The 17,299-nt window shown below is 69.3% G+C and carries 16 protein-coding genes; 4 read left to right on the top strand and 12 right to left on the bottom strand.

Annotation, left to right across the window (positions count from 1 at the left end):
* The first annotated feature begins 602 nt into the window (after window positions 1-602).
* Entirely contained in the window at window positions 603-2,552 is a 1,950-nt protein-coding gene (locus ACFT7S_RS13655; RefSeq protein ID WP_382730826.1) for a YncE family protein, read from the top strand.
* A 1,212-nt stretch (window positions 2,553-3,764) separates the two neighbouring features.
* Window positions 3,765-4,520, top strand: a complete 756-nt coding sequence (locus tag ACFT7S_RS13650) for a transposase family protein (protein WP_382730824.1) — start codon at window positions 3,765-3,767, stop codon at window positions 4,518-4,520.
* Window positions 4,521-4,593: 73 nt separating this feature from the next.
* Here ACFT7S_RS13650 and ACFT7S_RS13645 read toward each other — a convergent pair whose 3' ends face one another.
* Both ACFT7S_RS13645 and ACFT7S_RS13640 read right to left on the bottom strand, forming a co-directional pair.
* Window positions 4,594-4,914 (bottom strand): ArsR/SmtB family transcription factor, encoded by a 321-nt coding sequence (locus ACFT7S_RS13645; protein WP_382730821.1) that lies wholly within the window; start codon window positions 4,912-4,914, stop codon window positions 4,594-4,596.
* A gap of 358 nt (window positions 4,915-5,272) precedes the next feature.
* Window positions 5,273-5,848 carry a TetR/AcrR family transcriptional regulator gene (locus ACFT7S_RS13640; protein WP_382730818.1) on the bottom strand — a complete coding sequence of 192 codons (576 nt, stop codon included), beginning with the start codon at window positions 5,846-5,848 and terminating at the stop codon, window positions 5,273-5,275.
* A gap of 230 nt (window positions 5,849-6,078) precedes the next feature.
* Between ACFT7S_RS13640 and ACFT7S_RS13635 the strand changes: the two genes are divergently transcribed.
* Window positions 6,079-7,095: an agmatine deiminase family protein gene (locus ACFT7S_RS13635; protein ID WP_382730816.1), complete on the top strand. Its 1,017-nt coding sequence runs from the start codon at window positions 6,079-6,081 to the stop codon at window positions 7,093-7,095.
* A 236-nt stretch (window positions 7,096-7,331) separates the two neighbouring features.
* Here the strand turns inward: ACFT7S_RS13635 and ACFT7S_RS13630 are convergent, their stop codons facing one another.
* Window positions 7,332-7,907: a hypothetical protein gene (locus ACFT7S_RS13630; RefSeq protein WP_382730814.1), complete on the bottom strand. Its 576-nt coding sequence runs from the start codon at window positions 7,905-7,907 to the stop codon at window positions 7,332-7,334.
* A 121-nt stretch (window positions 7,908-8,028) separates the two neighbouring features.
* Between ACFT7S_RS13630 and ACFT7S_RS13625 the strand changes: the two genes are divergently transcribed.
* Window positions 8,029-9,267 (top strand): IS701 family transposase, encoded by a 1,239-nt coding sequence (locus tag ACFT7S_RS13625; protein WP_382730867.1) that lies wholly within the window; start codon window positions 8,029-8,031, stop codon window positions 9,265-9,267.
* Between the two features lie 586 nt (window positions 9,268-9,853).
* On the opposite strand, the gene ACFT7S_RS13620 is transcribed toward ACFT7S_RS13625, so the two are convergent.
* Genes ACFT7S_RS13620 through ACFT7S_RS13580 form a run of 9 tightly spaced genes read right to left on the bottom strand, consistent with a single transcriptional unit; the run spans window position 9,854 to window position 17,222 of the window.
* The gene (locus ACFT7S_RS13620) at window positions 9,854-10,081 is read right to left on the bottom strand and encodes an MbtH family protein (protein ID WP_382730811.1); all 228 of its coding nucleotides are present in this window, start codon (window positions 10,079-10,081) and stop codon (window positions 9,854-9,856) included.
* A gap of 24 nt (window positions 10,082-10,105) precedes the next feature.
* The gene (locus ACFT7S_RS13615; RefSeq protein WP_382730809.1) at window positions 10,106-11,080 is read right to left on the bottom strand and encodes a TauD/TfdA family dioxygenase; all 975 of its coding nucleotides are present in this window, start codon (window positions 11,078-11,080) and stop codon (window positions 10,106-10,108) included.
* On the bottom strand, window positions 11,077-12,813 hold the full coding sequence (locus ACFT7S_RS13610; protein ID WP_382730807.1) for a non-ribosomal peptide synthetase: 1,737 nt from the start codon (window positions 12,811-12,813) through the stop codon (window positions 11,077-11,079). The genes ACFT7S_RS13615 and ACFT7S_RS13610 overlap by 4 nt, the downstream gene beginning before the upstream one ends.
* Window positions 12,810-13,628 carry a hypothetical protein gene (locus ACFT7S_RS13605; RefSeq protein WP_382730805.1) on the bottom strand — a complete coding sequence of 273 codons (819 nt, stop codon included), beginning with the start codon at window positions 13,626-13,628 and terminating at the stop codon, window positions 12,810-12,812. The genes ACFT7S_RS13610 and ACFT7S_RS13605 overlap by 4 nt, the downstream gene beginning before the upstream one ends.
* Window positions 13,629-13,635: 7 nt before the next feature.
* Entirely contained in the window at window positions 13,636-14,433 is a 798-nt protein-coding gene (locus ACFT7S_RS13600) for an MFS transporter (RefSeq protein WP_382730802.1), read from the bottom strand.
* Window positions 14,406-14,918, bottom strand: a complete 513-nt coding sequence (locus ACFT7S_RS13595; RefSeq protein ID WP_382730799.1) for a hypothetical protein — start codon at window positions 14,916-14,918, stop codon at window positions 14,406-14,408. Before ACFT7S_RS13595 ends, ACFT7S_RS13600 begins: the two co-directional genes overlap by 28 nt.
* Window positions 14,915-15,661: a thioesterase II family protein gene (locus ACFT7S_RS13590; RefSeq protein ID WP_382730796.1), complete on the bottom strand. Its 747-nt coding sequence runs from the start codon at window positions 15,659-15,661 to the stop codon at window positions 14,915-14,917. Before ACFT7S_RS13590 ends, ACFT7S_RS13595 begins: the two co-directional genes overlap by 4 nt.
* Window positions 15,662-15,673: 12 nt before the next feature.
* Window positions 15,674-16,687, bottom strand: coding sequence for a guanitoxin biosynthesis L-enduracididine beta-hydroxylase GntD (gntD, locus tag ACFT7S_RS13585; RefSeq protein WP_382730793.1), 1,014 nt, complete (start codon window positions 16,685-16,687; stop codon window positions 15,674-15,676).
* Window positions 16,680-17,222: a phosphopantetheine-binding protein gene (locus ACFT7S_RS13580; protein WP_382730864.1), complete on the bottom strand. Its 543-nt coding sequence runs from the start codon at window positions 17,220-17,222 to the stop codon at window positions 16,680-16,682. The genes gntD and ACFT7S_RS13580 overlap by 8 nt, the downstream gene beginning before the upstream one ends.
* Window positions 17,223-17,299: the final 77 nt, after the last annotated feature.

Genomic DNA, 17,299 nt, shown 5'->3' with positions numbered 1-17,299 from the left:
GTACAGGACAGGGTGCGGATCAAGGTTCCCGGCATGGCGGCAGTCAGCAGGGGCATCGTGCTGGGGCGCCAAACCACCGCGCGGCGCCGACTTCACGCCAGAGCACACCGCTGGGCTACACCCGGTCGAGTTGGCCGTCGCAGGCTGGAAAGTCGTACTGCCCGTCCAACGACACCTTCGCGCTCGGCTCCGGGCTTTCGGAACCGGTGCCGGCTCCACTTTCCTGGCACGGCCCCGCCCGTGGTTGTGCATAGCCAGCCTGGCCCCAATACCCCACCCACGTCAGGAGATCCGAGAAACAGTGCCAAGCCGTTGCCTCGTCCGCTCCCCGGCGCGTCAAGTGGTCTCGCCGCACTGTCGGCGGGCCGCAGGCCGACCAGGTGCCGCCGTACGAACCGCCGGTCCGAAGACGCCCAGTTGGACCACCAGGTGTCCGCGCCGGCAAGACCCCCTCCTGCCCTGTCATTGGCATGCCATACGCTGCCCCAGGCAGCCGCGACCCGCACGTCACAGCGACCCGGATCGTGGTCACGTTCGTGTGTTGCGCGGCGGTCTCAACTTCCCGGTAACGAACCGGGCTTGCATGTGGGGGTTACAACACTGTGCGTACGCGCAACATCTCGATCGCGACGACGCTCGCGGTTCTCTTCGGTTCGGTGGCACTGAGCGTTGCCGCGGCCGGGCCCGCCTCGGCCGTCTCCGTCACCATCGGCTCGCCCGGAGGCATGGTCGTGAGCGGAACACTGGGGCGGGTCTTCGTCGGCAACGACTCGACCGGGTCGATCATCGCCGCCGACTACAGCGGCAACCGCGTCGACTCCGTGAGCGGCATCAACGGAGTCTTCGACCTGGCCCTGTCCGACGACGGCACCACTTTGTACGCGGCAGCGCGGGGCAGCCACGAGATCGTGGTCCTGGACGCGGCCACTCTGGACGTCGAAGCCCGCTACCCCGTGGCCACCAGCATCGGCCCGCTGCGGGTGGAGTTCACCGGCGGGAAGGTCTGGTTCACCTACGAGGACCCGTCGGACGGCTACGGGAACCTCGGTTCGATCGACCCGGCGGTGGACCCGGCCGACGGGACCGACCCGATGGCGCTCAGGCAGCTCCCGCACGAGGCCCTGGCAATCGAGGGCGGCGCGCACCTCGACACCGACCCGTCCGCACCCGGGCTGCTGGCCATCGGTGCGACCGACTTCTACGACATGACCACGGACCTGATGGCCGTCATCGACGTCTCCGGCGCCACACCGCAGCTCACCGCCTGGCACGACGGTGGCTACTCGCTGAACTACGTGAGCGACATCGACCTCGTGCCCGGTGCCGCGCAGGTGCTGGTCGACGGCACGCAGCGGAACGCATACGCGGGCGGGACTTTCACGGCTGCCGGCGCCTACCCGGCGGGACAGAGCGCGGACATCGCCCCCAACGGCCTGGTGGCCCAGGTCAGCGAGACGAACGTGTCGGTCTACCGTCCGGGCGCTACCACGCCGATCCGGACGTACGCCGTGGACGCGCCCGTCCTGGCCTGGGCTCCGGACTCCTCCCGCATCTTCGCTCTCGTCTCGTCACCGGGCGGCTACGTCCTCAAGACGCTCACCGACCCGGCGAAGAGCGTGCCGACCTTGACGGTAAACGCCCCGGCCACCGCCACCCGCGCCAAGGATCTCACCGTCGGCGGCAAGGTCTCCGCCACGGTGCCCCTTCCGGCCGGTGCCAGGCTCCAGGTAACCCGTACCGACGTGGAGAGCCCCGCCGGGAAGGCGCTGCCGGCCGTCGCGGTGAGGACGGACGGCACGTACTCCTTCACCGACACCCCGCCGGCCGGCGGCACCGTCACCTACAAGGTCGCCTACGCCGGCGGCACCGACCACACCCCGGTCAGCGGCACCGACCAGGTCGCGGTCTCCCGTGCGGCCACCACGCTCACCTTGAACAAGAACGGCAACCTCTACAACTACGGTACCGACGTCTCCTTCACCGCCCACCTCGCGACCACGTACAAGAACCGCACGGTCGAGATCTGGGCCAACCCCTACGGCGCCGACAAGCCCAACAAGCTACTCAGGACCGCGACGGTCAACTCCAGCGGCAACATCTCCGCAACCGTCGACATGACCCGGGACACGGTCGTCTCGGCGGTCTTCAAGGGCGACGCCCGCTACAAGCCCAAGGCGGTCACGTCCACCGCTTACGCCCGGGTGAAGGTTGCCACCGCCGTCTCCAAGTACTACAAGACGGCCAAGATCGGATCGAAGTCGTACTACTGGTTCCACAAGAGCACCAACCCGCTGCTCACGACGACCATGACCTACTACCCGGGCCGTAAGCAGCGCTTCGACCTTCAGGTCCACTACAACGGCGCCTGGCACTCCGGCGGCTCTCGGTACTTCGCCCTCGGCACGAACGGGAAGTCGGCGATCAGCCTCGGGGCACCCGGCGAGTCCGGGATCCGGGCGCGGACGCGGTCCGTCTACGTCAACGGCACGTCCGGCGACAACGTCAACTCGACCACTTACGGCGCCTGGAAGTACCTGTACTTCTCCAAGTAGCCCTCGCCAGGGAACGCGTCGGCCGGCCCCGGGGCGGGCCCAACCGCCTTCCGGTTGCCTGCCTTCCCGGGCCGGCCGTCGCGCTGCCGACCCGTGAGCGGATCACGTCCGCCACGGCCGACACCACCCGAGTCCCACGGCCGCCGGCGCCGCCGCCCGGCCAAGGGGGGCAGGGAGCTCGCCGCCCGGGGCGGCCCCGGACCCGGGCAGCGCCACGCCGCCGCCCGCTCGGACCGTCGCGAACTCTGGCAGCGCATGGTCACTGACCCCGACGCCCTCGCTGACCCGCCCACCGTGCGAGCTTGAGCGGCTGACGGACCCGATCTCGACCCGCCGGCCGTCAGGCTCGGCAGCGGTTGTCCGGAGTGGCGAACGCGCGGTCAGGAGGTCAGCCCGGACGGCGGACTGGACGGCACCCGAAGAGCGGAGCCGGGCCGGAAAAGGTGACCTGATCTGTCACCTTTGGCGTGGACGATGAAGACATGAGTAACGACAGCTCCTCCCGGCCGTCAGGACGGACAGTCGTCGTTGTTCGATACGCCCTATTTGGTGGAGGAGTGGGGACTGCCGTCCCCACTCGTCTTGCTGTCGGGCGATGGGCATTGCTGGATCGCACTCGATTACAGGGTCTGCGGCCGGCAGGGTGAGCCGTCGGTAACGTGGTTCGATACGGACGGAGACTCGGAACTCGCCCTGGCTGCGGACTTCAGAGCATTCGTGGAGGGCCTCACCTCTGCCGAGACCTTCGACGTCGGCGGCCCGGACGACGATCCTCTAGCCCACTGACCTGGAGCGACTGACCCACTCTTCAGCTCACGACTCGGTCTCGGCCGCCCGCAGAGCGACCCAGTCCCCGACCGCGAGCCCGCTGTCGACCAGGTCCGCGTCGGTCCCGATGATGACCACCGGGGCGATCCCCCGGCCAGCAGTAGCATTGGCACATCGGAGGCGTCCCGCCCGGCGAGAACCTCATCTTCATCTGGTCGGCGAAGTGATTCGAAGCGAGCTGCCTAGACCCATCCCTCGTCGAGGTAGATCGTCCAGGTGTCTCCCACTGCCTTGTTCATTTCGACCAAGGACGCAACGTCCGCGATGACTGAGTCTTTTCCAACCTGACGGTGTGGACGGGTGGTTGGCGGGCTGTACGAACTGACGAAGCTCCTGGTAGACGGGTTCACGACCAAGATCACCCGTGCCGACCAGGAGCTTCGTGTGCTTGTCTACCCATCGGCGATCGATCTGTCCAGCGATCACCTGCGCAACCTCGCTCAGCACTTGGCTGCTCGCCGTCGCGAGATCGGCACCCGATGGCGGCGCATCACGCCGGGCCGTCAGGCCCTGTTGGTCCTGGCCCACCTGCGCTGCGGCGACACCTACGCCCAGCTCGCCGCCGGGTTCGGCATCGGAATCGCTACGGTCTTCCGCTACATCCGCGAGGCGATAGATGTCCTGGCCGCGCTCGCGCCGACCCTGGCCGAGGTCATGCGGACCGCGAGCCGGCTGGCCTTCGTGATCCTCGACGGGACGCTCCTGCCGATCGACCGGATTGCCGCCGACACCCCGTACTACTCCGGCAAACATAAACGCCACGGCATGAACGTCCAGGTCCTGACCGACCCGTTCGGACGGCTGGTGTGGGCCTCGCCTGCGCTTCCAGGTTCCACGCACGACCTGACCGCCGCCCGTACTCACGGCATCGTCGAGGCACTCACCGATGCGCGGCTCAAGTGCTGGGCGGACAAGGCGTACCAAGGAGCCGGCGGACCCGTCCGAGTCCCGTTCCGGGGCCGCCGCCTGAAGAGATGGAAGCGCCGTCACAACAGCAGCCACGCCAAGATCCGCTGCCTCGGCGAGCAGGCCATGGCGACTCTCAAGGGCTGGCGCCTCCTGCGGAATCTCCGCTGCAGCACAAACCGGATCACCGACATCGTGAAGGCCGTCCTCGTCCTTCATCACGCATCAGCATGAGGTTGGAAAAGGCTCAGTGCACGCCCGGCTCACGGGGCGAGTGACTCCGGCTGTGCCGCTGACAGAAGGAGTGTCACTCGGCATCGACGCAGGTGCGGTCCGACTCGACGGCGGCAACCGCGGTGCGCAGGTCGTCGAGCGCATGACCGAGCCGGGGATCGGCGAGTTCATAGTGGGTGCGCCGGCCATCGGGAACCGCGACGACCAGGCCGCAGTCGCGCAGACAGGCCAGATGGTTCGACAGCCGGGTGCGGGAGACCCCGATCCGATCGGCGAGGTCGGACGGATAGGCGGGGGCATCCCGCAGGGCCAGCAGCAGCTGGCAGCGGATCGGGCCAGCGAGAGCACGGCCGCAGCGTGCGAGCACTTCGACCTCGGGAGCGATGGTCAGCACGCTCTCACAGTACAGCTCATCCTGAATTCAGCGAACCGTGGACTATGGGTGCGGCGTGACCCTGCGCGGCCACCATCCGCCTCGCACCCGCCGCTCTGGCCTAATCGGTGGGTCACGGCCAGGGTTCTGTTGAATCCTGGCGTCTTCACCCCGCCGTACGGCGGGGCACTCGGCTACCCGTTGTCGGAACGCACTGGAGATTTCAGTACCGCAAGATTCATTTCAGTGTGTTCTTCAGTGCCGCACGAAAGGCTTCAGTCCGAGTCACTGACGGTCACGCAGCTGCGTCCAGGCGCGTGGGGATCGTCCTGAGGTCCTCGACGGCAAGCCCCGTAGGGGGTGAGGTCCGCGGTGCAGGTCATGGCTGGCGGAGTTCCATCGCGATGGCATCACGGAGTAGCTCGTGGGCGCGCTGGAGCGGTGTGGTCCCGCTCAGCCATCGTCCGCTCAGGCCCTCGACCAGGGCGGTGAGACGTTCGGCAGCGGCACTCGGGGCGATCTCGGGGCTGGCCAGACCGGCAGCTTGGGCCTGGCGCACTAGGTGTGCGAGGTCCTCAACCCATTCTCTGGTCGAGGTGGCGAGCTGTTCCCGCAGGTCCAGGTCGAAGATTGCGGTGGCGCGGAACTCGCCCCAGGCCGCACTGTTCTCCCTGACCTGGGGGGCGTCCTGCAGTTCCAGGAGCAGCATTTCGGTGAGTTGGGTACGCGGATCGTCGGAGCGGTCCAGGGCGGCGTCGGTGTAGCGCACGGCGCGCTGGTTGATGAACTCCAGCGTGCGGCGCAGCAGCCCGGTGCGGTCCTTGAAGTGGTAGTAGATCAGTGCGGTCGAGACGCCGGCCTCTGCGGAGACTTCCTCGACGCGCAGCCCGCGCACGCCGCGTCGGGCGATCAGTCGGGCTGCGGCTTCGAGGATTTGGGTGGGCCTGTCCGGCATCGAGTGCTCCCAAAGCCTGAAGGATCAACATGTGACTGGGTCTGATCATGCCCTACTATCGCACTGACCAAATTTTCAGTCAGGGGGGTTGGATCGTGCGAATGAGCAGACGTCAGACCCTGCAGGCAGGGGCTCTGGCCGCCTTCGGTGTGGCGTTGAGTGCCTGCAACACCCAGGACAGCAGCCGCTCAGCGCAGGGCAGAGGGGCGATGTCGGCCGGGGGGTGGCGGATGCCCGACGAGGCGCACCCCCACGAGCTGACCTACATGTCATGGCCCACCCGGCAGATCTGGAAGTCGGACATCTACGGCGTGCGTGAGGACATCGCGCGGATCGCGCGGACGATTGCCGAGTTCGAGCCGGTGGTCCTCCTGGCCAATGACCAGGATGTGAAGGCAGCTCGGAAGGCCTGCGGCTCCGGGGTGGAGGTCGTACCGATTGCGGTGGACGACCTGTGGATGCGCGACATCGGGCCGACTGTCGTGCTCGGGCCCGATGGCATCGCCGGAGTCGACCTCAACTTCAACGGCTGGGGCAACAAGAAGGCCCACGGCCGCGACAGCCAGGTCGCAGAGGCGATCCTGGACGACGAGCACATCACCAGGATCAAGGCGCCGATCATCGGTGAAGGCGGCTCGATCGAGGTCGACGGCAAGGGCACCCTTTTGGCGACCGAGAGTTCTCTGGTCAACGGGAATCGCAATCCCGGCAAATCCCGCGACGACATCGAGAAGGCGCTCAAGGATCTTTTCGGCATCACCACGGTGATCTGGGTGGACGGCGTCAGGGGCAAGGACATCACGGACTACCACATCGATGCTCTGGCGCGGTTTTCCGAACCCGGCGTCGTGGTCATGAGCACACCGGACGAGGAGGCCCCCCGGGACGTCTGGACCGACGCCTACGATCAGGCCAGGAAGGTACTGGACAGGGCCGTGGATGCCAGGGGCAAGCGGCTCGAAATCGTCGAGCTGCCCGAACCGGTCGACATCGGCCGCCGCGGGGACGGGTTCCTGGCCAGCTACGTGAACTACTACGTGGTCAACGGTGGGGTCATCATGCCCGGCTTCGGCGACAAGAAGGCCGATAGCGATGCCACGTCCATCGTGCGCGATCTGTACCCGGGGCGGAAGGTCATACAACTGCCCGTCGACACCCTCGGCGAGGGAGGAGGCGGCATCCACTGCTCCACCCAGCAACTCCCCAAACCGGCGGGGCAAGCGCTTCGGCGAGGTGGCGGGCGATGAACAACAAGCCCTCGCCGCCCGGTGCCCCATACAAGCGAACGGTGTCGGCCCATGCCAGGTACGGCAGGTACTGCACGGTGTCCTCCAGCCGTGCCTGTACCCAGTGCTTGGCCGAGCTCCGTGTGTGGCCACAAGGCCGTAACGGTGCTTGGCGCTCCGTGCGGACCTCGCCAAACTGAAATCTTTCGTGCGGCAAACTAGTACTCCAGCTGTAGATCGCTCTTGGCTGGTGGCGGCTATGTTCTCCGTGGTTTGCGTGGCCTGGCCCAGCTGCCGTGCGGCCGGTTTCGTTCCTGGGCCAGCGTCGCGGCGTCGAATTGGGTCTTGCTGGTCACTGCTCGTGGTTCAGGTACGAGCGTGGTCGCAGTCGATCGCCACGGGACAGCCGAGGCCCAGCCGACCAGGGGCATGGTCTCGTCGTAGTGCGGAGCGAACTGCGCGACGATGATGGTGGGCATCTGATAGTTCAGGCTGCGGACGTGTTCGATGAACGCGCCGGGCAGCGAAACATGGTGCGTTTCCACGTAGTGCGGGAAGTCCTGGCGCCACAGCCAGGAACCGTCGGTCACCAGGGAAGAGCACCCCGCAGAGTGCCGGTGGGCGCTCCCGGTGATGACGTCACGTCCGCCTTCCATGACGTCGATGAGGGCGTGGCCGGCGTCCAGGTAGGCCACCAGGTCCATCTCATCCGGCTCACCGACAGGCTGGACGCCATCGCGTATCGATCCGTTCGGCTGGCCGCAGCGGTTGTCCAGTTCGTCGTAGAAGCCCAGCAATCCCAGCACTGCGTCTCCTTCGACGAGCCTTTCCATCCCGCTGGCACTCGTAGACGCGGCCACCGTTGATCATCGGCGTGTGAAGACAAACGATCACGCGGTGGCCGCAGGCCACAGCGTAGACGCTGCCCACTGGCAGGAAGCGTTCGAGGGCCTGATGGACCGCATCGCAGGCAGGTTCGCCCGGGTCGAACCCCGTCGCCGAATACGGCACCTGGTGCTGGGACTGCTCGCGGACCTGCCGCAGAAGAACTGCTGGACCATCGCCGAATGGGCCGGGGAGGCGACCCCCGACGCCATGCAGCACCTACTGAGCCGTGCCAAGTGGGACGCCGATGCCGTCCGTGAAGACCTACGCGCCTACGTGGTCGAGCACCTGCACGACGACCAGGCAGTACTCGTGGTCGACGAGACCGGCGACGTGAAGAAGGGCACCGACACTGTCGGTGCTCAGCGCCAGTACACCGGCACCGCGGGCCGAATCGAGAATTCCCAAGTCGCCGTCTACCTCGCCTACGCAGGCCGGCGCGGACACGCCGCACTGGACCGGGAGCTGTACATCCCGCGCTCGTGGAACGACCAGCCCGACCGCTGCCAGGCGGCCGGACTCAACCCGGACACCGCGTTCGCCACCAAGCCCGAACTGGCCGTCCGCATGATCACCCGCTTCCTGGACTCCGGCCACCACGCCCCCTGGGTGGCCGGAGACGAGGTCTACGGCGGCAACCCCACACTGCGCGCCGCCCTGGAGGAACGCGCCACCGGATACGTCCTGGCAGTGGCCCGCACCCACGAGGTCACCACCGGCGCCGGGAAATTCCGCGCGGACACCTTAGCCAACAAGCTCCCCAAGCGGGCCTGGCAGAAGCTGTCCGCCGGAGCCGGAGCCAAGGGGCACCGCTTCTACGACTGGGCCCACATCGACCTGCCCAGCACCGCATCCGGCCACCGCCACCTGCTGATCCGCCGCAACCGCACCACCGGCGAACTCGCCTACTACCGCTGCTACTCACCCCAATCGGTACCCCTGGCAGCCCTGGTGCGGGTGGCGGGATCCAGATGGAGGGTCGAAGAGACGTTCCAGTCCGGAAAGGGCCTGGCCGGCCTGGACGAGCACCAGCTCCGCCGCTATACGTCCTGGTCCCGCTGGGTCACCCTCGCCATGCTCGCCCATGCCTTCCTGGCCGTCGTCCGCGCCGACGAGCACCGACTCCGTCCCGGGCCTGACGACCTGATACCGCTGACGTGCAACGAAATCCAGCGACTCTTTATAGCTCTCGTCGCCGGACCCGTCCACGAGGCCGGCCACTGGCTTCGCTGGTCCCACTGGAGGCGTCGTCATCAAGCCCGTTCCCAGCTCAGCCACTACAAACGCCAAGCGGCGACCCAAGCGTGATCGTGATCTACAGCTGGAGTACTAGGTTGAAGCCTCCGCACGAAATATTTCAGTCCGCAGGTCATCAGGCTGTCAACTGAAATATTTCGTGCCGTCCGACACCGGTTGTGACCGCCTTCGTCACCCTCATCGAACACGCCATCCCGCGCAAGGAGACACCGCCAGCCAAACTGTGGTGCCTTTCAGTCGGGTCGCCTGCCTCGCGGCAGGAGTCCGCCTTTGGCTTGCTGAGGCTTGGCCATGACACCTCGGCAGGCAAGGAGTGCCGCCGACGGTCGTCTCTAAGCTTGACGATTATCGTCCGAACTCTCACGGGGAGGCTCATCCTTGGTGCCCATCCCGGCAGAGACCACGTCTCATGCCAGACGGGTCACACCGGGGCATACACAAAGTTCAGGACAGGATGCGAGACAGCCATCGGACGGAGATCGAGAGGCTGTTGTCTCGCGCTGTGGAGGAGGCACAGTGCTCCGCTGAGCGGACAGACGCGGGCGGGCTGCTCTCGCGGAAGCCGGGGCACGCTCGACGCGATGGGGCAGGCCGCCGCCGAGGAGTGCGCCGCGTACACCCCTGGGCGGGACTGCGATCAAAGGGTGTCCTGGTCGGCCGCGTCCAGTGCCGCGGCCAGGCTCCGGGGGCGCATGTCCGTCCACTTCTGCTCGATGTGGTCCAGGCATGCGCGGCGGCTGTCCGGGCCGTGCGCGATGCTCCAACCAGCGGGCACAGCAAAGCTGTTCGGCCAAAGCGAGCGCTGGTCCTCGTCGTTGCGCAGGACGAGGAAGGTGCCGTCCTCGTCGTCGAAGGGGCTGCTCATGGAGGTCTCCAGGGGTGGTCGGGTTCAGGTCATCGCGACGAGTATGCGGCGCTCACCCGTGAAGGGCTCGCGGCCGTGCGCCATCCGCAGATTACTGACGAGCATGATGTCGCCCTGCCGCCAGGGCAGTGCGAGCGAGGCGCGGTCGTAGGCGGTGCGGACCGCCTCCAGGTCGGCGTCGGAGATCGGACTGCCGTCGCCAAAAAGAGCGTTGCGGGGCAGGCCGTCCTGGCCGTACGTCTCCAGGAGCACCTGACGCAGGTCCGGCTCCAGGCTGGAGAGATGGAACAGGTGCGCCTGGTTGAACCACACCTCGGCGCCGGTGCCCGGGTCGACCGCGGTCGCCGGGCGGTGGTGGCGGGTGTGCAGGACGTCGCCCTCCCAGGAGAACTCCTGGCCGTGCGTGCGGCAGTGCCGCTCGACGTCGGCGCGGTCCTCGGTCTGGAACGCCTCCTGCCAGCTCAGCCCCATCTCGGCGCGGAACGTACGGGTGTAGACGACCCCCTTGGAAAACCGTTCCCTGACGTCGGGCGGGACGAGGTCGAGGACAGCGCGGCTGTCGGCGATCGGCGTGGCCCCGCCGGTGCCCGGCGCGGTGTGGCAGAAGAAATACACCGTGGACGGCCAACTCACGGCGTACGAACTCTCGTTGTGCATCGGGATGAACTGGTCGGCCGGGTACTCGGTCGAGGTGTAGATGTTCCCCTTGACCACGCTGCGCGGGGTGGACCGCTCGGTGTAGCGCAGCAGGTCGCCGCCGACGGACCCGACGACGTCGTGGAAGCCGTCGACGCCGTCGCCGCCAGCGGTCAGGCCGTGCAGCAGGATCAGCCCGTCGGCGGCGAGGCGCTCGCGCAGCTGCGGGCCGTGGGTCCGCACCCAGTCGGGGCCCGCGTCGCCAAGCGGCCCCAGGTCGTACTCGGTTCCGATGGTGAGGCCCTCGCCGTGGGGTCGCGGGGTGATCCCGCCGAGGGGGGTGAGCGCTACGGACCTGGTCACTGGGGCGCTCCTTCGGCGATGAGCGGGGCGGCGTCAGGCTGGGCCGCGAGGATGCGGCGCACCGTGCGTTCGCGCAGGACGGTGGTGAGTTCGAGGCGGAGCCCGGCCCTGCGGGCACCGGCGACCAGCTTCAGCGCCGTGATGCTGCTGCCGCCTGATACCAGGAAGTCGGCGTCGGCACCGATCTCCGGGACGCCGAGGGCATGCGCCATCAGCTCGCACAGCAGGGTCTCGGCAGGGCTGCGTACGCGCAACTCGGTCTCTTCTGTGGGGGGTTCGGGCAGGGCGGCCCGGTCCAGCTTCCCATTGGGGGTGAGCGGCAGTTCGGGTACGGCGACGAACGCCACCGGCACCATGTACGGCGGCAGCGCCCCGGCCGCGTGCTGTGCCAGCGCGGCGGCGTCGGGCGAGGAGCCGGGGCCCGGCGCCACGTAGGCGACGAGCCGGCGGACGTCCGCCTCGCCGACGGCGACGACCGCGCAGTCCCGCACAGCCGCATGGCCGCGGAGCACAGCCTCGATCTCGCCGGGCTCGATCCGGTACCCGGAGATCTTCAGCTGCTCGTCCGCGCGCCCCAGGTACTCAAGGTCCCCGTCCGGGCGTTCGCGCACCAGGTCGCCGGTGCGGTACATCCGGGAGCCCTGGGCGGCGAACGGGTCCGGGACGAAGCGTTCGTCGGTCAGCTTCGCGCGCCCGAGGTAGCCGCGCGCCAACTGCTGCCCTGCGATGTGCAGTTCACCGATCACGCCCGGGGTGACCGGCTTCCCCTCCACGTCGAGCACGTACAGACGCGTACCCGCGAACGCCTGCCCGATGGGGACAGGACCTGGGTCCACGGCGTCGCCGGGCCGGACAACGTAGGCGCAGCAGCCGACAGTCGCCTCGGTGGGTCCGTACTCGTTGACGACGGTGACGTGGGGGTGCGCGGTGCGCCAGCGGCCGAGCGCGGAGCCGGTCAGCGCCTCACCGCCGATCACGAGCTGCCGGGTGGGCAGGCAGGAGTCCGGGAGCAGGCTCAGCAGGGGCAGGTGCGACGGGGTGACCTTCAGGAAGGTGGGGCGTGCCGCGGTGGCGGGCGGCGGCTGTTCGCCGGAGGCGATCGCTTTGAGGTCGAGGACATGGATCGCGCCGCCGCTTACGAGGGGACCCCACAGGCTGGTCACCGCCATGTCGAACGACACCGAGGAGTGCAGCACCGTCCGCCCGGCCAGCCCGTCGTAGTGCGCGCGGGCCTGCGCCAGGTAGGTGCCCAGCGCACCGTGCTCGACCAGCACGCCCTTGGGGCGGCCGCTGGAACCGGAGGTGTAGATCACGTAGGCCGGATCGTTGGCCCGCACCGGGGCCGCGTCGAACGGGGGGGCGGGCGCCAGCGCCTCGTCCAGGGTGAGGGTGCGCGCGTCGCCCGAGGGGCGCTCGGCCAGCACCAGCGCGGCGGCGCAGTCGCCGAGGACGTGCTGGATCCGGTCCTCCGGGTCGTCGGTGGCGAGCGGCACATAGCCCGCTCCCGTCAGCGCGACAGCGAGGAGCGCGGCGACCAGTTCGGGGCCGCGAGCCAGGCGCACCGCCACCAGCGTGCCCGGACCCGCGCCGCTTGCGGCCAGCGACCGGGCGATGCGCCCGGCGCGCAGCTCCAGATCGCGGTACGTCCATACTCTGTCGCCGTGGACGACGGCGTCGGCGTCGGGCGTCTGGGTGGCCTGGTTGAAGAAGGCATCTCGCAGGGCAAGGGTCATCGGCTCGCCTCGTGTTCGCGAAGGAGCGCGGCCAGAGCGGCGGCGACCTGCGGGGAGTTCAGCAGATCGGCGCGGGCGATGTCGAAGCCGTGCTCGGTGTCGGTGAAGTCGGCGCCCCGGTGCTCACGGGAGGTGAGCGAGGTGGCGGTGCGCCACTGCGGGGCGGGCGGCACGTCGAGCGCCGCCGTCAGATAGGCCAGGTAGGAGTGGAGTACGGTGGCCAGTTCGGCGGCGAGCGAGGCGTCTACGCCGAGGCGTTCGCACAGCAGGTCGCAGCCCTTGCGGTACAGGGCGGCGTACTGCTCGGCGACCGGGACCAGCGCGTTGGGGGCGTACGCCTGCCGGATCGCGGTCATCTCGGCCAGCAAACCGGCGCGTTCCTCGTCCGTGAGGACGTCCATGCCGTCGATCAGGCTGCGGAAGTCGCGGGTGAGCGTGGCGACGCCGGGTGCGCCCGGGTTGAACAGCACGACCTGTGGCCGGTGGCCCTCCCGCGCGGTGAGGGTATCGGCGAGGGCCGAGGCGAAGACGCTGCCCGCGCAGTAGCCGACGAGGGCCCGCACCGGCCGTCCCGCGAGGACCGTGTCGAGTCCCTCGGTCCACCAGCGCAGATGGTCGGCGCCGGTGGCGGCGGACCAGTTGCCGTCTGGGGTGGGCGGGACCGCGTGCCAGACCTCGACCGGGTCGGGGAGCAGGTCGCACAGGTGACGGAAGGTGGCCTCCTGGCGGCCCGTTCCGTAGAAGTCGACGGCGAGTACGACGCCGGGTGCGTCCCCTGTGCGGATGCGCGACCAGTTCGCCGCGTTCTTGGACACGATCGGTTCACTCCTCGGCTTCGACGGGTGTGGTGCGGTCGACGGGTTCGGCGGCGGCCGGTTCAAGGTTCCCGGCTTCGAGGACCAGGGTCCGGCGGCGCAGGACGGTCATGACGGCGATCGCGGCGGCCACGGCGAACGCGGCGGTGACGGTGAGGGCGGGCCCCTGGGAGTCGAGCAGCATGCCGGCGGCGGCGCTGCCTGCGGCGAACCCTCCGTTGTTGGCCGTGGACACCCAGGTGTTGGCCTCGGTCGGCGCGGTCCTCGACGCCGTCACCAGGTCGTTGACCAGCAGGTAGGCGGTGATGAACAGCGGGGCGAGACACAGCCCCACGAGGAAGGCGAACACCCCGGCCGGCACTGGACTCTCGGTCAGGCACAGCGGTAGCACCGTCAGCGTGAACCCGGTGACGAGCACAGTGAACCGCTGCGCCGGTGTCGAGCGCCAGCCAATCCGCCCGTAGGTGAGGCCGCCGACCGCGCTGCCCGCCGACAGTAGTGCCAGCAGGACGCCGCCGGCGTTGGGCGAGCCCGCGTGGTCGGCGATGAACGGGAGCGCGACCTGGAGCACCCCGACGACCAGGCCGACCCCGCCGAAGGACAGCACGATCGTGCGCATCCCGGGCAGGGCCATGGGCCGGCCGTGCGGCTGTTCCTCGTCGGGCGTGTCCGAGGCGGGGGCAGCGGCGGTTGCTGCGGATAGCACGAAGCAGACGGTACCGGCCGCGATCAGCGCCATGACCGTGATCATCGAAGCAAGCGGCGCGGCGACCGCGATCAGACCGCCCGCCAGCAGCGGCCCCATGGTGAACACCATTCCTCGGTGACCGAGTCGAGGGCGTAGGCGGTGTGCAGGAGGGGCTGACGGCCGTGCAGGATCTTCGCCCACAGGACGCGCATTGTCGGCCCGAGTGGCGGCGCGAACACTCCCGCGACCGCGGCGGCGCCGAGCAGCGCCGCGGTGGGCGCTCCCGCCTCGGCCAGCGTGATCAGCGCGGCGAGCCCCAGCAGATAGGGAACGGTCAGCCAGATCAGTCCGGTTCGTGAGCCCTTGCGGTCGATCAGTCGGGCGCGGGCGGGCGCGAACAGGGTAAGCGTGGCCGACAGCGCCCCGGAGGTGAGTCCGGCGACAGCGAAGGACCCCGTCGCGTCGCGGACCGACAGCAGCAGCGACAGCGGCAGCACGGCGAAGGACATGCGGGCCAGGCAGCTACCGAGAAGCGGCATGCGCGCCTCGCGTACGGCCAGCACTGCGAGGTAAGTCGGTTTTGCGTCGACGTGCGTGGTCATGCCACCACCGCTTCTAGGTCCGCGGCGACGCGGGCGAGGACGGCCGCCCGGTCGGTCTCCACGAAGTAGTGGCCGCCGGGCAGGACGACGACCTCGCAGTCGCGTGCGGTGCACGCGCGCCAGTCCAGGGTGGTCCGCCAGTCGGTCCCGTCGTCGCTGGCGCCGATGTAGACCTTCAGCGGCAGGTCGAGCCTGGGGGGCCGCGGGCGGTGGTAGCGGTCGCCGGCCGCGATGTCGGCGACCAGGGTGGGCAGCACCGCTTGCATGAGTTCCTCGTCCAACAGGGCGTTGTCCCAGGGACGTTCGTCCCGCAGGGTGGCGGCCAGCTCGTCCTCGGTCGCGGGGGAGGCGTCGCCCGGCGCGACATGCGGAGGGCGGCAAGCCGCGGCGATGAGCAGGCTCGGGGTGCGGCCCCGCGCCTGGAGCCGCGCCGACAGTTCGTATCCCAGTAGTGCGCCCATGCTGTGGCCGAGGACGACGGTGGGAAGGTCGCTGGGCGGCAGCGCCGCGCACAGCTGCTCGGCGGTCTCCTCCAGGGTGGCCAGGGGCGGTTCGGCGAACCGGTCGCCGCGGCCCGGCAGATGCGCGGCGAGCAGTTCCACGCCGGAGGGCAGTGCGGCTGCCCAATCCTTGAAGACGGCGGCGGTGCCGCCCGCGTACGGCAGCGCGCACAGCCGCACCCGGGGCGGGCCGTCGCAGCCGCCGCTGTACCAGGGGTTGATGCGGGTTAGGGGGAAGTCCATGGTGGCCGTTCCTCACACCAGCAGCGAGGTGGCCGACTGCCGGGCGGACCGGGAGCGGCGCAGATCGCGGGTGATGTTGACGCGCTTGAGCCAGCGGTCGCGGCCGTCGTAGGCGGCGGCGAACGGCTTGCGGCCGTGTACGGCCTGGTAGTTGTCGACTAGCAGCAGCGAGCCCGCGTCCAGGTCGACGTGCTGCAGCCCGTCCTCGATGAGCGCGGCGATGGTGTCGTAGGCCCGCTGGGCGGCCGCGTCCCCATGCACCGGGCTCATATAGGCGGGGTCGATCCGCAGATACGGGTTGTCGGGGGCGCCGAACAGCACCGCGATGCGCTCCGGGTCGTCGTCCATCTCGGCGATCGCCGCGAACCGTTCGGCGGACTGAGCACCCGCTGCGTTCTGCTCGGGGGTGTGCGAGGTGTCGGGGCGGATCAGATAGCGCGGTTCGAGGAGCGTGGCCCGGTCCTCGGGGGCAAGCCGGGATAGGTCAGGCCAGCCCAGGGTGGTCGCGGCACGCTGGTGGTTGCGCAGGCACAGCAGGCCCACGTAGTCGCAGCGCAGCGGGTGGAAGGCGTCCTCGGTGTGCCACAGCAGCTCGGTCTTGCTGCTGGAGCCCATCTGCTCGGTCTCCTCGCCGGGGATCGGCAGCACGTCGTGGACGAGCCGGCCGTTCTGCTGGGTGGCCCAGCCGAAGGCCTCGCCGAGCAGCGCCGCGTGCAGAAGGAGGAGCAGTTCCTGGTCCTGGGTCCGCTCGGGATCCGGAGTGGGTCGGGTCGCGGGGGTCGGGCCGATCTGGTCGTCGTCGATGCCGAAGCCCGTGACGACGAGGGCGCGCGGACTGTCGTAGAGCCGCATCCCGGTCAGTTCGGTGCGGATGCGCAGCGGCAGTTCCTGTGCGGCGAGCCGGGTGCGGTGCAGCAGCTCCACGGTGGAGTCGACCGGCACATTGGCCAGGGTGCGCAGCAGGTCGTCGACCTCGTCGTTCTCCTCATCGGTGAGGGCGACGGTACGCAGATGAAGGTCAGTCATGGCTCTCCTCGTCGAGGGCTGCCGCCAGCGCGGCGACGGTCTGCTCGCTCAGCAACTGCCGAACGGTCAGCTGGACGCCGGCCCGGCGGCACTGGGCGACGGCCCTGATGGCGAGGAGGGAGTCCCCGCCCAGGGTGAAAAAGTTGTCGTTTATGCCGACCTCGGGGAGGCCGAGCACCTGCGCCCAGGCGTCGGCCACGGTCCTTTCGAGGCCGGTGCGGGGCGCCGCGGCGGCGCTGTCGCTCTGCTTGGCGGTGCGGCCCGCGGTGACGAGCCCGCCGAGTGCGCCCCGGTCGAGCTTGCCGGTGCCGGTGCGGGGAAGCGCGGCCACCTCGACGATCCGCGCGGGCAGCAGATGGACGGGCAGCCGTTCAGCGAGCCAGGAACGCAGCCCGCCGGCGGCGGAACCCTCTTCGGTGGTACCACGATGTCGGGTCGGCGTGTTCGTCAGCCGGGCCGTCGGCGCGGGCGCGGGGTGGGGGACGAGCAGCGGACGGTCGTCGTGGGCGCCCTGCCGGACCAGCAGGACGTTCATCGCGCCCTGCGGGTCGGCGGCGGCCCAGCTGACGCTCACCCGGTAGGGGGTGGAGTCCGCCAGCGCCCACAGGTCCT

It is taken from the genome of Streptomyces sp. NPDC057136, from assembly GCF_042670885.1.
Taxonomy (GTDB): Bacteria; Actinomycetota; Actinomycetes; order Streptomycetales; family Streptomycetaceae; genus Streptomyces.
Note: the sequence above shows the minus strand (reverse complement) of the source record. Positions and strands in the feature narration are given on the sequence as shown.

Excerpts from the sequence above, each read along its gene's own strand:
- ACFT7S_RS13640 (WP_382730818.1), bottom strand. The coding sequence starts at position 5,848 with ATGCCGGACAGGCCCACCCAAATCCTCGAAGCCGCAGCCCGACTGATC.
- ACFT7S_RS13635 (WP_382730816.1), top strand. The coding sequence starts at position 6,079 with ATGCCCGACGAGGCGCACCCCCACGAGCTGACCTACATGTCATGGCCC.
- ACFT7S_RS13630 (WP_382730814.1), bottom strand. The coding sequence starts at position 7,907 with ATGGAAAGGCTCGTCGAAGGAGACGCAGTGCTGGGATTGCTGGGCTTC.
- ACFT7S_RS13625 (WP_382730867.1), top strand. The coding sequence starts at position 8,029 with ATGGACCGCATCGCAGGCAGGTTCGCCCGGGTCGAACCCCGTCGCCGA.
- ACFT7S_RS13620 (WP_382730811.1), bottom strand. The coding sequence starts at position 10,081 with ATGAGCAGCCCCTTCGACGACGAGGACGGCACCTTCCTCGTCCTGCGC.
- ACFT7S_RS13610 (WP_382730807.1), bottom strand. The coding sequence starts at position 12,813 with ATGACCCTTGCCCTGCGAGATGCCTTCTTCAACCAGGCCACCCAGACG.
- ACFT7S_RS13600 (WP_382730802.1), bottom strand. The coding sequence starts at position 14,433 with ATGGGGCCGCTGCTGGCGGGCGGTCTGATCGCGGTCGCCGCGCCGCTT.
- ACFT7S_RS13595 (WP_382730799.1), bottom strand. The coding sequence starts at position 14,918 with ATGACCACGCACGTCGACGCAAAACCGACTTACCTCGCAGTGCTGGCC.
- ACFT7S_RS13590 (WP_382730796.1), bottom strand. The coding sequence starts at position 15,661 with ATGGACTTCCCCCTAACCCGCATCAACCCCTGGTACAGCGGCGGCTGC.
- gntD (WP_382730793.1), bottom strand. The coding sequence starts at position 16,687 with ATGACTGACCTTCATCTGCGTACCGTCGCCCTCACCGATGAGGAGAAC.
- ACFT7S_RS13580 (WP_382730864.1), bottom strand. The coding sequence starts at position 17,222 with ATGAACGTCCTGCTGGTCCGGCAGGGCGCCCACGACGACCGTCCGCTG.